This window comes from Actinomycetospora flava, assembly GCF_037400335.1.
GTDB lineage: Bacteria > Actinomycetota > Actinomycetes > Mycobacteriales > Pseudonocardiaceae > Actinomycetospora > Actinomycetospora flava.
In genome coordinates, this window is the sequence record NZ_JBBEGM010000006.1 from 139,950 (window position 1) to 152,836 (window position 12,887).

The 12,887-nt window shown below is 74.9% G+C and carries 14 protein-coding genes; 6 read left to right on the plus strand and 8 right to left on the minus strand.

Annotated elements, in window-relative coordinates:
* The gene (locus WCD58_RS15940; RefSeq protein ID WP_337704041.1) at positions 1 to 1,290 is read right to left on the minus strand and encodes an adenylosuccinate synthase; all 1,290 of its coding nucleotides are present in this window, start codon (positions 1,288 to 1,290) and stop codon (positions 1 to 3) included.
* 80 nt (positions 1,291 to 1,370) lie between these two features.
* Here WCD58_RS15940 and WCD58_RS15945 point away from each other — a divergent pair, with 80 nt between their 5' ends.
* Both WCD58_RS15945 and WCD58_RS15950 read left to right on the plus strand, forming a co-directional pair.
* On the plus strand, positions 1,371 to 2,057 hold the full coding sequence (locus WCD58_RS15945) for a hypothetical protein (RefSeq protein WP_337704042.1): 687 nt from the start codon (positions 1,371 to 1,373) through the stop codon (positions 2,055 to 2,057).
* 149 nt (positions 2,058 to 2,206) lie between these two features.
* A complete protein-coding gene (locus WCD58_RS15950) occupies positions 2,207 to 2,443 on the plus strand; it encodes a hypothetical protein (RefSeq protein ID WP_337704043.1) in 237 nt (78 codons plus the stop codon).
* 52 nt (positions 2,444 to 2,495) lie between these two features.
* On the opposite strand, the gene WCD58_RS15955 is transcribed toward WCD58_RS15950, so the two are convergent.
* The 3 genes from WCD58_RS15955 to fbaA are packed head-to-tail and all read right to left on the minus strand — an operon-like array spanning position 2,496 to position 5,093.
* A complete protein-coding gene (locus tag WCD58_RS15955; protein ID WP_337704044.1) occupies positions 2,496 to 3,593 on the minus strand; it encodes an FUSC family protein in 1,098 nt (365 codons plus the stop codon).
* 5 nt (positions 3,594 to 3,598) lie between these two features.
* The gene (locus tag WCD58_RS15960; RefSeq protein ID WP_337704045.1) at positions 3,599 to 4,039 is read right to left on the minus strand and encodes a DUF3151 domain-containing protein; all 441 of its coding nucleotides are present in this window, start codon (positions 4,037 to 4,039) and stop codon (positions 3,599 to 3,601) included.
* 19 nt (positions 4,040 to 4,058) lie between these two features.
* Positions 4,059 to 5,093, minus strand: a complete 1,035-nt coding sequence (gene fbaA / locus WCD58_RS15965) for a class II fructose-bisphosphate aldolase (protein WP_337704046.1) — start codon at positions 5,091 to 5,093, stop codon at positions 4,059 to 4,061.
* A 231-nt stretch (positions 5,094 to 5,324) separates the two neighbouring features.
* On the opposite strand from fbaA, the gene WCD58_RS15970 reads away from it, so the two are divergent.
* From WCD58_RS15970 to WCD58_RS15980, 3 genes are all read left to right on the plus strand, one after another.
* Positions 5,325 to 5,978 carry a SigE family RNA polymerase sigma factor gene (locus tag WCD58_RS15970; RefSeq protein ID WP_337704047.1) on the plus strand — a complete coding sequence of 218 codons (654 nt, stop codon included), beginning with the start codon at positions 5,325 to 5,327 and terminating at the stop codon, positions 5,976 to 5,978.
* Between the two features lie 52 nt (positions 5,979 to 6,030).
* A complete protein-coding gene (locus WCD58_RS15975) occupies positions 6,031 to 6,627 on the plus strand; it encodes a hypothetical protein (RefSeq protein ID WP_337704048.1) in 597 nt (198 codons plus the stop codon).
* A gap of 75 nt (positions 6,628 to 6,702) precedes the next feature.
* Positions 6,703 to 7,452 carry a DedA family protein gene (locus WCD58_RS15980; protein WP_337704049.1) on the plus strand — a complete coding sequence of 250 codons (750 nt, stop codon included), beginning with the start codon at positions 6,703 to 6,705 and terminating at the stop codon, positions 7,450 to 7,452.
* Here the strand turns inward: WCD58_RS15980 and WCD58_RS15985 are convergent.
* The 4 genes from WCD58_RS15985 to WCD58_RS16000 are packed head-to-tail and all read right to left on the minus strand — an operon-like array spanning position 7,449 to position 11,057.
* Entirely contained in the window at positions 7,449 to 8,111 is a 663-nt protein-coding gene (locus WCD58_RS15985; RefSeq protein WP_337704050.1) for a TrmH family RNA methyltransferase, read from the minus strand. The genes WCD58_RS15980 and WCD58_RS15985 overlap by 4 nt on opposite strands.
* Positions 8,108 to 8,659 carry an orotate phosphoribosyltransferase gene (gene pyrE / locus WCD58_RS15990; RefSeq protein WP_337704051.1) on the minus strand — a complete coding sequence of 184 codons (552 nt, stop codon included), beginning with the start codon at positions 8,657 to 8,659 and terminating at the stop codon, positions 8,108 to 8,110. Before pyrE ends, WCD58_RS15985 begins: the two co-directional genes overlap by 4 nt.
* Positions 8,656 to 10,245 (minus strand): SDR family NAD(P)-dependent oxidoreductase, encoded by a 1,590-nt coding sequence (locus tag WCD58_RS15995; protein ID WP_337704052.1) that lies wholly within the window; start codon positions 10,243 to 10,245, stop codon positions 8,656 to 8,658. The genes pyrE and WCD58_RS15995 overlap by 4 nt, the downstream gene beginning before the upstream one ends.
* A complete protein-coding gene (locus WCD58_RS16000; protein ID WP_337704053.1) occupies positions 10,242 to 11,057 on the minus strand; it encodes a TtfA family protein in 816 nt (271 codons plus the stop codon). Before WCD58_RS16000 ends, WCD58_RS15995 begins: the two co-directional genes overlap by 4 nt.
* A 154-nt stretch (positions 11,058 to 11,211) precedes the next feature.
* Between WCD58_RS16000 and abc-f the strand changes: the two genes are divergently transcribed.
* A complete protein-coding gene (abc-f, locus tag WCD58_RS16005) occupies positions 11,212 to 12,867 on the plus strand; it encodes a ribosomal protection-like ABC-F family protein (protein ID WP_337704054.1) in 1,656 nt (551 codons plus the stop codon).
* Positions 12,868 to 12,887 lie beyond the last annotated feature (20 nt).

Consider the following 12,887-nt stretch of genomic DNA (forward strand, 5'->3'; position numbering starts at 1 on the left):
CTAGGTCGCGGGCACGTCCCGCAGGACCGTCTCCTCGCGTCCCGGACCGACACCGATCGCGGAGACCGGCGCCCCGGAGAGCTCCTCGATCCGCTCGACGTAGTCGCGGGCCTTGGCCGGGAGGTCGTCGAAGCGCCGTGCGGCCGAGATGTCCTCGAACCAGCCCGGCATCGTCTCGTACACCGGCTTCGCGGCGACGACGTCCGACTGGGTCATCGGCATCTCGTCGACGCGCTTGCCGTCGATCTCGTAGCCCACGCAGATCGGCACGTTCTCGAGCCCGGAGAGCACGTCGAGCTTGGTGAGGAACAGGTCGGTCAGCCCGTTGACGCGCACCGCGTACCGCGCGATGACGGCGTCGAACCAGCCGCAGCGGCGGCTGCGCCCGGTGGTGACCCCGAACTCGCCGCCGGTCTTGCGCAGGTACTCGCCGTCGGCGTCGAACAGCTCGGTCGGGAACGGTCCCGAGCCCACGCGGGTGGTGTAGGCCTTGAGGATCCCGATCACGCGGCCGATGCGCGTCGGGCCGATCCCCGAGCCGGCGGCGGCGCCGCCCGCGGTGGGGCTCGACGAGGTGACGTACGGGTAGGTGCCGTGGTCGACGTCGAGCAGCGTGCCCTGCGACCCCTCGAGGAGGACGGTCTCGCCACGCTCGAGCGCCAGGTTCAGCGCGAGGCGGGTGTCGGCGATCCGGTGGGCGAAGCCCTCCGCGTGCCCGAGCACGGTGTCGGCGACCTCGTCGACGTCGAGGGCACGCCGGTTGTAGATCTTTACGAGGATCTGGTTCTTGAGCTCGAGCGCCGCCTCGACCTTCTCGCGGAGCAGCTTCTCGTCGAGCAGGTCCTGCATCCGCACGCCGACCCGGGCGATCTTGTCCTGGTAGGCGGGCCCGATGCCGCGGCCCGTGGTGCCGATCCGGGACTTGCCCAGGAAGCGCTCGGTCACCTTGTCGATGGCCACGTGGTACGGCATGATCACGTGCGCGTCGGCGGAGATCAACAACTTGCCCGTGTCGACGCCCTTGGCCTCCAGGCCGGCGAGCTCCTCGAGCAGCACCCCGGGGTCGACCACCACGCCGTTGCCGATCACGTTGGTGACACCCGGCGTGAGGATCCCGGACGGGATGAGGTGCAGGGCGAAGTTCTTGCCGTCGGGCAGCACGACCGTGTGGCCGGCGTTGTTGCCGCCCTGGTAGCGCACGACCCACTGGACCTGCTCACCGAGGATGTCGGTGGCCTTGCCCTTGCCCTCGTCGCCCCACTGGGCGCCGATGAGCACGATGGCCGGCATGTGACACTCCCTGAGCTCGACACCGAAGACGCGCACAGGGAGTACGGGCTCGCCCCGTGCAACGGAAGGGTAGTCCACGCGTGTCCCACGCCTCGTGCCCGCGGGTGCTGACCTGCGGGGACCCGGCGCGCGCCCGGTGGGCCGGTGTGCTCGGCGCCTGGCGCCCCGTCGACCTCCCCGCCGTCCCCGCCCGCGGCGACGTCGACCCGCTGCTCGACGACCTGCCCGCGGACGCGCGCCTGGTCGTGGCCGGCGACGACGCCGCCCTCGCCGCGGTGCTGGTCCGCCTGCTGCGCCGCGAGCGCCTCGATCTCGAGGTCGCCCTGCTGCCAGCGCCCGACTCCGCTGCCGCCCACGTGTGGGGCCTGCCCACCGACCCCGGGGCGGCGCTCGCCCTCGCCCGCGACGGGTCGGCGCGCCCGGCGCCCCTGGTGCGCGACGACCACGGCGGCCTCGTCGCCGGACGGCACACCGTGGGCCCGGTGCACGGCGAGGTCTACTGCGAGGAGCACCGGGTGCTGCGCGGCGACGCCGCCGAGCTCGTCGTCACCCCCGACCCGGACGCCGGGGTGCGTGTCACCGTCACCGGTCCGCCGCGGCTGGGCGGCCTGCGCGCCGGGCGGGTCAGCGAGCGGGCGGGGCGCGCGGTCCAGCTCGGCTGCCGCCCCGCGGTGACGGTCGTCCGCGACGGCGTGCCCGCGGACCGTGCCGTGTCGCGGCGCAGCTGGTACCGGCACACCGAGGACTGGCGGCTCGTCCGACCGTGACGCCCGGTGGTCGGTCACCTTCCGACGATCAGCGGCCCCATGACCAGAAGGCCGCCCGCCCGACTGCACCGAGCGACCACTGGGCCACCGTCCGTGCCCACCCGCCGAGGATGAGGTGTGCCCCCCGGGGGTCGGGGTATGCCTTTCACATGCTGGCGGTGGTGGTGCTCCTGCCGATCGTGCTCATGGTCGTCGCGTGTCTGCTCGAACGCTTCGAGGCCCACGCCGTCGTCGGGAAACCCGCACCCCGGGTCCGCCGTCCCCTCGCGATCGAGCCCCCGGCGCCGTCGCTGACGCTCGTACCGGGCGACGACGAGGACGACGAGGACGGCGAGGCGGCCGAGAAGGCCCCCGCCGCCCCCACCCCGCTGCGCGCCGCGTCGTAGCGCGAACGGGGCGAGCGCAGCGAGGCAGCGGACGCCACGTTCGCTGCGAACCTCAGGACGGCTCGTCGCGCCCCAGCCGCGTGCTGGTCGTCGCCGTCACGGCTTCGTCGCGGTCCATCCCGGCGGCGGTGAGCAGGTCCACGAGCATCGAGCGGATCTGGGCGATCACGACGTCCGCCGAGTAGCCCCCGCCGCGCGCCGGCACCACCCCGATCGTGTCCAGCAGCGCGCTGCGGGCGCCGTCGGTGGACTCGCCGGCGGTGAGCTCGCGGCGCAGCTCGGCGGTGTTCCGGGCCAGGCGGCGCAGGACGGCGACGAGGTCGGCGTCGGCCTCCTCGCCGTCGCGGATCGCCGCGTGCCCGCGCCGGGCGAGGACGCGGGCGTTGCGCAGCGCCAGGTCCACCGGACGCACCGCCGCCCGCAGGCGCGCGAGCTCCCCGCGGTGGCGGCGGCGCAGCGGGGCGATCGCGGTGATCTCGAAGCCCGCGTCGACCGCGTCGGCGAGCGCGTCGACCCGGCCCTGAGTGGCTCGCGCCCGCTCGAGGACCGCCGCCGCGGCGTCGAGGTCCGCGGTGTCGAGCGCGTCGGCCGTCCCGTCCAGGACCGCCTCGAGCTCGGTGAGCAGCGCGGACAGCCCGCGCCGGGCCCGGGTCAGCGGGTGCGAGGGCAGCGTCGCGGCCATGGCCAGCCCGATCGCGGCCCCGACCAGGGTGTCGATCCAGCGGGAGAACGCGGCGGTCGTGCCGGGAGGCTGCAGGGTCGCGACCAGCACCGCGGACACCGCGGCCTGGTTGAGCAGCAGGGCACCGACGTCGAACAGCAGCGCCGCGAACAGCGTCAGCCCCACGACCACGCTGATCTGCCACCAGCCGGGGCCGATGAGCACGACGATGAGGTCGCCGACCGCGACGCCGACGCTCACCCCGATCGCGAGCTCCACCGAGCGGCGCAGCCGGTTGGTCAGCGAGACGCCGAGGACCAGCACGCACGCGATCGGCGCGAAGAACGGCAGCGGGTGCCCGACGACGTCGCGCGCCACCAGGTACGCGAGCCCGGCCGCCAGCGCGCACTGCAGCACCGGCAGCCCGGAGTCGCGCAGCCGCCGGACCCGGATGCGCGCGAGCGCGCGCAGCCGGGCCGCGGCATCCATGGGACTCAGGCCAGCCCGAGAGCGGCCACGGCCTCCGGGTCGCTGTCGGCGAGCAGCTGCACGCAGCGCTCGACCTCGTCGGTCTCCCCGATCGCCTTCGCCGCCTTCGCCAGCGCGGCCACCGAGCGCAGGAAGCCCTGGTTGGGCACGTGGTCCCACGGCACCGGGCCGAAGCCCTTCCAGCCGTTGCGGCGCAGCTGGTCGAGCCCGCGGTGGTAGCCGGTGCGGGCGTAGGCGTACGCGGCGACGTGCTCGCCGGACGCCTCGGCGCGCTCCGCGAGCTCGGCCCAGGCCGCCGAGTAGGTCGGGTGGTCGGCGACGACCGCCGCGGGGTCCTCGCCGTTCTCCAGCCGCTCGGCGGGTTCGGGCGTCTCCGGGAGGTAGGTCGGCTGCGGTCCGAGCAGGTTGTGCCCGTGCCCCGCACCGGGGCCGGTCGGGATGGTCATGGCGCCATCATCCCGGCCGTCACTTCGCGAGGGTCTGCCCGGTGGAGCGCAGGTTCTCGCAGGCCGTGGTGACCCGCTCGGCCATCGCGACCTCGGCCTTCTTGTTGTAGCTGCGCGGGTCGTAGCTCTTCTTGTCGCCGACCTCGCCGTCGACCTTCAGCACGCCGTCGTAATTGGTGAACATGTGCGCGGCGATCGGGCGCGTGTAGGCGTACTGGGTGTCGGTGTCGACGTTCATCTTCACGACGCCGTAGTCGAGCGCCTCGTGGATCTCCTCGAGCAGCGAGCCCGACCCGCCGTGGAAGACGAGGTCGAAGGGCTTCGAGCCGTCGGCGAGGCCGAGCTTGCGCGCCGCGACCTCCTGGCCCTCCTTGAGCACGGAGGGGCGCAGCTTGACGTTGCCGGGCTTGTAGACGCCGTGCACGTTGCCGAACGTCGCCGCGAGCAGGTAACGGCCCTTCTCCCCGCCGCCGAGCGCGTCGACGGTGTGCTCGTAGTCGCCCGCGGCGGTGTAGAGCTTCTCGTTGATGTCGTTGGCGACGCCGTCCTCCTCGCCGCCGACGACGCCGATCTCCACCTCGAGGATGATCTTCGCCTTGACGGCCTTCTCCAGCAGCTCCTGGGCGATCTGGAGGTTCTCGTGCAGCTCGACCGCCGAGCCGTCCCACATGTGCGACTGGAACAGCGGGTTCTTGCCGGCGTCGACGCGCTCCTGGCTGATCGCGATCAGCGGGCGCACGAACCCGTCGAGCTTGTCCTTGGGGCAGTGGTCGGTGTGCAGCGCCACGTTGATCGAGTACTTCTCGGCGACGACGTGCGCGAACTCGGCCAGCGCGCTCGCGCCGGTGACCATGTCCTTCACCGACTGGCCGGAGCCGAACTCCGCGCCGCCGGTGGAGAACTGGATGATCCCGTCGCTCTCCGCCTCGGCGAAGCCGCGCAGGGCGGCGTTGATCGTCTCCGACGAGGTGCAGTTGATCGCCGGGAAGGCGAAGGCGTTCGCCTTCGCCCGGTCGAGCATCTCGTTGTAGACCTCGGGGGTCGCGATGGGCATCGTCGTGCCTCCCAGGGGCGTCGACAGCGTTCGACAGGTGCCGACCGGGCACCGGAGCGGACACGGTCCGGCCGGACGTCGGCGCAGTATGACGCAGGCGTGGGACCCGGCGCCTCCTCGTCCGGTGTGACCCGGTTCCCGTTCGGTGGTCGCCTGGGCCACGCGGGTGATCCGCGGACGGACCCTCGTCCCCACCGGGACCACAGGTGGTGAACGGCTATCGTCGGTGACGTGGCCCATCCCGGGGAGAGCGCCGTCGAGCGCACGCTCGGCAGCCTGCGGGCCATCGACGCCGTCGCTCCGGCGGACGCCTCGGTGGTCCATCCCTCCGCGCGGCCCTCGTCGCCGCCCCGACCGGGCCCCGGCGCTCCACCGGGTGCTCCCGTCGCCACCCAGGACCAGCCCCCGCGCACGCTCGAGGACCTCTACCGCGAGCACCGGATGCGGTTCGTCCGCCTGGCCGTGCTGCTGGTCGACGACCCGGCGACCGCCGAGGACGTCGTCCAGGAGGCCTTCACCGGCCTGCACCGGCACTGGGGGCGTCTGCGCGACGAGCACGCCGCGCTGGGCTACCTGCGCACGGCGGTGGTCAACGGGTCGCGGTCGGTGCTGCGCCGCCGGCGCACGGCGCGGGAGTACACCCCGCCGCACACGGCCGACGCCCGCTCGGCGGAGTCGCTGGCGATGCTGTCGGCCGAGCACCAGGCGGTGGTGTCCGCGCTGGGCAAGTTGCCGCGCCGCCAGCGCGAGGTGCTGGTCCTGCGCTACTACGGCGGGCTGTCCGAGGCGGAGATCGCCGAGGCCACGGGGATCAGCAAGGGGACGGTCAAGTCCACGGCGAGCCGCGGCCTCGAGGCCATCGGCAAGCTCGTCGACGGCGGCTGACCCCCGAACGCCCCCTGGGTGTGATCGCCGCTCGCCACTACCATCGGGCGGGATGGACGACGAACGGCTGCTGTCCGAGGCCCTGCGCGCGCACGCCGCGGGCGGGGTGTCCTCCCCGGGCACGCCGAACGCGCCCGCCGCGCCACCGGATCGGGCCGAGGAGCCCGCGGGCAGCGGCTCCCGGCTGCGCGACCGCTTCCGCCCCCTGGGCCGCAAGCGCGGCGAGACCGCCGACCCCGCGCCGGAGACGGTCGCCCACCCCACCCCGTCGGCCCAGCCCTCCGCCCAGCCGGCTCCCGGCCCCTACCCGGCGCCCCCGCGCGGCGGGCCCCCGATGGCGCGGCCCGCGCCGCGCCCCGGGGCGAACGACCGGCCCTGGCAGCAGGGCGCGCCGCCCCCGGGCGGGCGTCCCGGGCCCCTGCCGACGGGTCCCGTGCCCAGGCCGCCCGGCCCGGGCGTCCCCCACCCGAGGCCCGCGCCCGGGGCGACGGGCGCCGGCCCCTCGGTCCCGCCCCCGACCCCCGGTGAGGCGGACGGCCCGGCGCCCTGGACGCCGGCGCGGATCGCCTGGTGGTCGGGCGTGGCGCTGCTCGGCGGCGCGATCGCGGGCGCGCTCGCGGCCGTCGGCACCCTGGGCCTCCCGGGCTGAGCACGCCGGAACCCCGAGACCGTTCCGGGTGACCCGGAGGCTCGCGCCCAGCCCCGCCGCGTACGGTTCACAGGCGTGTCGCCCACACTCGCCGCCGCCACGACCACGGTGCAGGCCCTCGGCCCGGAGTGGCTCGACCCGCAGTACATCATCGAGTCGCTGGGCCCCTGGGCCCTCGTCGGCGTGTGCCTGATCATCTTCGCCGAGTGCGGCCTGCTGGTCGGGTTCTTCCTCCCGGGCGACTCGTTGCTGTTCATCACCGGGCTCGCGGTGGTCACCGGCCTGATCGACACGCCGCTGTGGCTGGTGTGCGTGCTGCTGGTGGTGTGCGCGTTCGCCGGCAACGCGCTGGGCTACTACATCGGGCTCAAGGCGGGCCCCGCGATCTTCGACAAGCCCGACTCGAAGCTCTTCAAGAAGGAGAACGTCGAGCGCACGCAGAAGTTCTTCGACAAGTACGGCAACCGCGCCATCGTGCTCGGGCGGTTCGTGCCGATCGTGCGCACGTTCATCACGGTCATGGCCGGCGTCGGGCGCATGGACGCGCGCCGCTACCTGACGTTCTCGCTGATCGGCGGCGTGGCCTGGGCGGCCGGCGTGACGCTGCTCGGTGCCGGGCTCGGCCAGTTCGAGTTCGTGAAGAACAACATCGAGATGATGCTGATCCTCGTGGTCGCGCTCTCGCTGGTGCCCATCGCCATCGAGGTGATCAAGGCGCGCCGCGAGAAGAAGCTCGGCGCCCAGGGGCTGGCCGAGGACGTGCTCGACGGCGCGACCGAGGAGCCCACCCAGGTGATCGACACCCGGCGCAACCCCGAGCGCTAGACGGCGGCGTGCGCGCGGATCCACGCGTGCATGGCGATCCCGGCGGCGACGCCGGCGTTGATCGAGCGCGTCGAGCCGAACTGGGCGATCGAGAGCACGGCGTCCGCGCCCGCCACCGCGTCCGGCGTGAGACCGACGCCCTCCTGGCCGAACAGCAGCACGCAGCGCCGGGGCAGGGCGGCGGTCTCCAGGGGCGCCGCCCCGGGAGCGTTGTCGACGGCGACCACGGCGAGGTCCTCCCCGCGCGCCCACGCGAGCAGCGCCGCGACGTCGGGGTGGTGGTGCACGTGCTGGTAGCGGTCGGTGACCATCGCACCCCGCCGGTTCCAGCGCCGCCGGCCCACGACGTGCACGGCGGCCGCGGCGAAGGCGTTGGCGGTGCGGACGATGGTGCCGATGTTGGCGTCGTGGTGGAGGTTCTCGATCGCGACGTGGAACGGGTGGCGCCGCGTGTCGAGGTCGGCGACGACCGCCTCGCGGCGCCAGTAGCGGTAGCGGTCGACGACGTTGCGGCGATCGCCCGCGGCGAGGAGCTCGGGGTCGTAGCGCGGGTCGTCGGGCCAGGCGTCGGGCCCGCCGGGCCAGGGTCCGACGCCGACCGGGTCCGGCCCGGTGCGCCACTCGGTGGGACCGGGCTCGTCGTCGTCCGCGCTGGTCACAGCCCCAGGTCGGCCAGGCCCAGCAGCGAGCGGCAGGGCAGGCCGCGGGCCTCGACGGCCTCGGTCGCCCCGGTGGCGCGGTCGACGACGGTGACGACGCCGACGACCTCCGCGCCGGCCTCGATCAGCGCGTCGACCGCCGTGAGCACGCTGCCGCCGGTGGTCGAGGTGTCCTCGACGGCGAGCACGCGGCGACCGGCGACGTCCGGGCCCTCGATGCGCCGCTGCATGCCGTGGGTCTTGGCCGCGGACCGCACCACACAGGCGTCGACGGGCCGGCCCGGGGCGTGCATGACGGCGAGCGCGACCGGGTCGGCGCCCATCGTCAGCCCGCCCGCGGCGTCGTAGTCCCAGTCGGCGGTGGCCTCGCGCACGAGCCGCCCGATGAGCGGGCCGGCCTCGTGGTGCAGGGTCGCGCGGCGCAGGTCGACGTAGTAGTCGGCCTCCTGCCCCGACGACAGCGTCACCTTGCCGTGCACGACGGCCAGCTCCGCCACCAGCTCGGCGAGCCGGGCGCGAGACTCGACGTCCACCGCAGGGATGTTCATCCGCGCCCCGACGCCGTCCGGGCCGCGAGGGCCCGCAGGATCGTGCGCGGCACGACGCGCGTGACGCCGACGATCGCCTTGTACACCGCTCCCGGCACGGACACCGCCTTCCCTGCTTCGAGGTCGTCCAGGCCCTCGGTGACCACCGCGTCCGCGTCGAGCCAGAGCCAGTCGGGCCCCTGGCGCTCCTGCCCGAGGCGGGCGTGGAACTCGGTGCGCGTGAACCCCGGGCAGAGTGCCATGACCCGCACACCGGTGCCGCCCAGCGACAGGGCGAGGTTCTGGGAGAGCGCGGTGACGTAGGTCTTGCCGGCGCTGTAGACCGAGCCGCGCCCGGGCAGGAAGCCGGCCACGCTCGACACGTTGACGACGTCCCCGCGCCCGCGCGCCACCATCGCGGGCAGGACCGCGGCGGTCAGCTCGAGCACGGCGGCCATGTTGACCTCGTAGTTCGCGCGCAGGGCACCGGGCTCGGTGTCGACGAACTCGCCCGGGGTCGCGTAGCCCGCGTTGTTGACCAGCAACGCGACGGGCGTCTCGCCGAGGGTCAGGCGCTCGACCACCCGGCGGCGCCCGGACGCGGCGGCGAGGTCGGCCACGAGCACCTCGACGCCGACGCCGTGGCGGGCGCGCAGGCGCTCGGCGAGGCTCTCGAGGCGGCCGGCGTCGCGGGCGACGAGCACGAGGTCGTGGCCGGCGACGGCGAGGTGCTCGGCGAACGACGCGCCGATCCCGGAGCTCGCGCCGGTGACGAGCGCGGTGCCCTCGCGCGCGCCGCGGGGTCCGCGCCGCAGGGCCAGCGCCCCGGCGAACGTCGTGCGGCGCATCCCGGACGACACGCGCAGCGCCGCGAACGGTACGAGGCGCGAGGTGCCGACCAGCGCCTTCATGCCCACCCCGGGTGTGGAGACGGCGCGCCCGGCGGCGTGGTCGGCGAGGGCGGCGCCCGCGACGGCGTCCGCGTCGGGCGGGGCCACCCGGAGCGGGACGGCCTGCTTCGACGCGCCGCCCACCCCGGGCGGCGTCGGGCACACGACGGTGAGCGCGATCCCCTCGGCCTGGTGCTTCTGGGCGAGCGACTCGGTGAGCATCGCGACGTAGGCCTGCGCGGCCCCGTCGAGCCCGGCCGCCCCGGCGAGCGGGAGGTAGGCACCGGGGCCGGCGGTGGTGATCACACCGGACGGACCGGGGTGCGCGCGGGCGATCATGCCGGGCAGCGCGGCCCGGATCAGGACCAGCGCCGCGGCGGCCGTGCGGTCGAGCGCCGCGCGGACGGGCACCGGGTCACCCTCGGGCAGCCCCTCGGGGCTCGGCGGCGTCGGACCGACGACGAGCAGGTCGACGGGGCGGGTCGGCGCCTCGAGACGGCGCGCGACGAGGTCGACGTCGTCGGCGTCCGCGAGGTCGCCGGGCAGCACCTCGGCCTTCGGCTCGCCGAGCTCGTCGGCCAACGCCTCGAGGGCGCCGCGCTCGCCACCGGCGAGGACGAGCTCGTCGCCCGCGGCGTGCAGGCGCCGGACGAAGGCACGGCCGAGGTCGGTGTCCGCCGACGTGACCAGGGTCCGGCGCGGAACGGGTCCGCTCACCGCCCGGAGGACGAGCTGCTGCGGGCGCCCGGCCCGAACTCGTCGTCCTCGACGTCGTAGGGGATGTCCGCGGGGCGGTCGCGGTGGGTCTGGCGCGGCTCGGCGGGCTGGTCGGCGTCCGCGTCGTCCTCGGGCTCGCCGGCGTCCGGCGTCGACTCGGGGCCGTACCCGTCGTCGCCGCCACCCGCGGCGTCCTCGAGGGCCACGGACACCTCGACCAGCGCCTGCAGCAGGCCCTGGACGCGGTCCGGGTCGGCGCCCGGGTCGATGCTGGCGAGCACCCAGGTGTCCTCGGCCCAGACCAGCGGCACGTCGTCGCCGACGAGGTCGGAGGCGCGCGCGACGTCGGAGGTGATCAGCGGGCGCGCCTGGGCCACCGAGGTGACGAAGGCGTAGCGCTCGCCGACCTGGCCGAGCGAGTCGAGCCCGGCGTCGTCGGGCAGCGGGGCCGAGGGCAGGCGCAGCTCGATCGCCACCGGCAGCGTGGCGACCCCGCGGACCGCGGCGACGATCCCGGTGATCTGCCCCGCCTGCTCGTGGTCGAAGACGTGCGCGAGGCGGCGGCCGCCGGGGCCGGGGACCGCGCCGGTCGCGAGGTCCAGCGCGCGGCCGTGGCCGCCCTGGTGCACGGCGCCGTAGCGCCAGCGGCTCGGCAGGACGGGGTCGACGTCGACGAACTCCCAGCTCTTCTGCTCGGCCCACCGGCGCCGGTCGCGACGGTGCCCGCTGGTGCGCGCGCGATCGGAGAGCAGCAGCAGCGCCCCGCCGCCCGCGGCGAGCACCGCGATGACGAACCAGACCCAGGCAGGCACGCACGCAGGGTACGACGAGCACGTCCCCCCATCGTGCAGGCCGTCACCGGCGCGCCGCGCCCACCCTCGCGTGCGTGATCTTCTGAGCGATAGCTCAGAAGATCACGCACGCAGCCCGGAATCCGCTCGCGCGCCCCGATTACGCTGGACGATCGTGAGCGCCACGCTGGTCGCGCGGGACCTCGCCGCCGCGCACGGCGCCCGGGTGCTGTTCTCCGGACTCGATCTCGTCGTCGCTCCCGGCGACGTCATCGGGCTCGTCGGGGTGAACGGCGCCGGGAAGTCGACCCTGCTGCGCCTGCTCGCCGGCCTCGCCGCGCCCGACCAGGGCTCGATCGCCCTGTCCCCCGCCTCGGCCACCATCGGCCACCTGCCGCAGGAGACCTCGCGGATCCCGGGCGAGACGGTGCACGGCTTCCTCGGCCGGCGCACCGGTGTCACGGCCGCCGCCGCGACCCTGGAGACGGCGACGACGGCGCTGTCGGACGGCGTGCCCGGCGCCGACGACGCCTACGCCGCGGCGCTGGAGCGCTGGCTCGACCTCGGCGGCGCCGACCTCGAGGAGCGCACCGCCGAGGTCGCCGCCGACCTCGGGCTCGACGCCGACCTGCTCGACGCCCCGATGACCTCGCTCTCGGGCGGGCAGGCCGCGCGCGCCAACCTCGCGTCGCTGCTCCTGGCCCGCTTCGACGTCTTCCTGCTCGACGAGCCGACCAACGACCTCGACCTCGCGGGCCTCGACCGCCTGGAGCGCTGGGTCCGCGAGCTGCGGGCGGGCACCGTGCTCGTCAGCCACGACCGCGAGTTCCTCGCCCGCACCGTCACCTCGGTGCTCGAGCTGGACCTCGCCCAGCAGCAGGTCACGCAGTACGGCGGCGGCTACGAGGCGTACCTCGCCGAGCGCGAGACCGCCCGCCGGCACGCCCGCGAGGCCTACGAGGAGTACGCCGAGAAGCGCTCCGAGCTGACCTCGCGGATGCAGACGCAGAAGCAGTGGGTGGACAAGGGCGTGCGCAACGCCCGCAAGAAGGCCACCGACAAGGACAAGTTCATCAAGCACCACAACGCCGCGACCGCGGAGAAGCAGGCCGCGAAGATCGCGCAGACCGAGCGGCGGCTCGAGCGTATGGAGGTCGTCGAGGAGCCCCGCAAGGAGTGGGAGCTGCGGATGACGATCGCCGCGGCCCCGCGGTCGGGCACCGTCGTCGCCACCCTGGACCGGGCAATCGTGCATCGCGGCGACTTCACCCTCGGCCCCGTCACCCTCCAGCTCGACTGGGCCGACCGCGTCGCGATCACCGGGGCCAACGGCGCCGGCAAGTCGACGCTGCTCGCCCTGCTGCTCGGCCGGCTCGCCCCCGACGAGGGCCGCGCGTCGCTCGGGTCGGGCGTCGTCGTCGGGGAGGTCGACCAGGCCCGGGGACTGCTCACCGGCCGCACGGCGCTGCTCGACGTCTTCTCCCGCGAGCCCGAGCTGGACCGCTGGCCGACCGCCGAGATCCGCACGTTGCTCGCGAAGTTCGGCCTCGGCGCCGAGCACGTGCACCGTGGCGCCGACACGCTGTCCCCCGGCGAGCGCACCCGCGCCGCGCTGGCGCTGCTCCAGGCCCGCGGGGTCAACCTGCTCGTGCTCGACGAGCCCACCAACCACCTCGACCTCGCCGCGATCGAGCAGCTCGAGTCCGCGCTCGCCTCGTTCGAGGGCACGCTGCTGCTCGTCTCCCACGACCGGCGCCTGCTCGCGGGCGTCTCGACCACCCGGCAGTGGCACGTCGACGCGGGAAAGGTGCGGGAACCGGACGCTCGATGAGAACGTTCTCATCCCGGCGT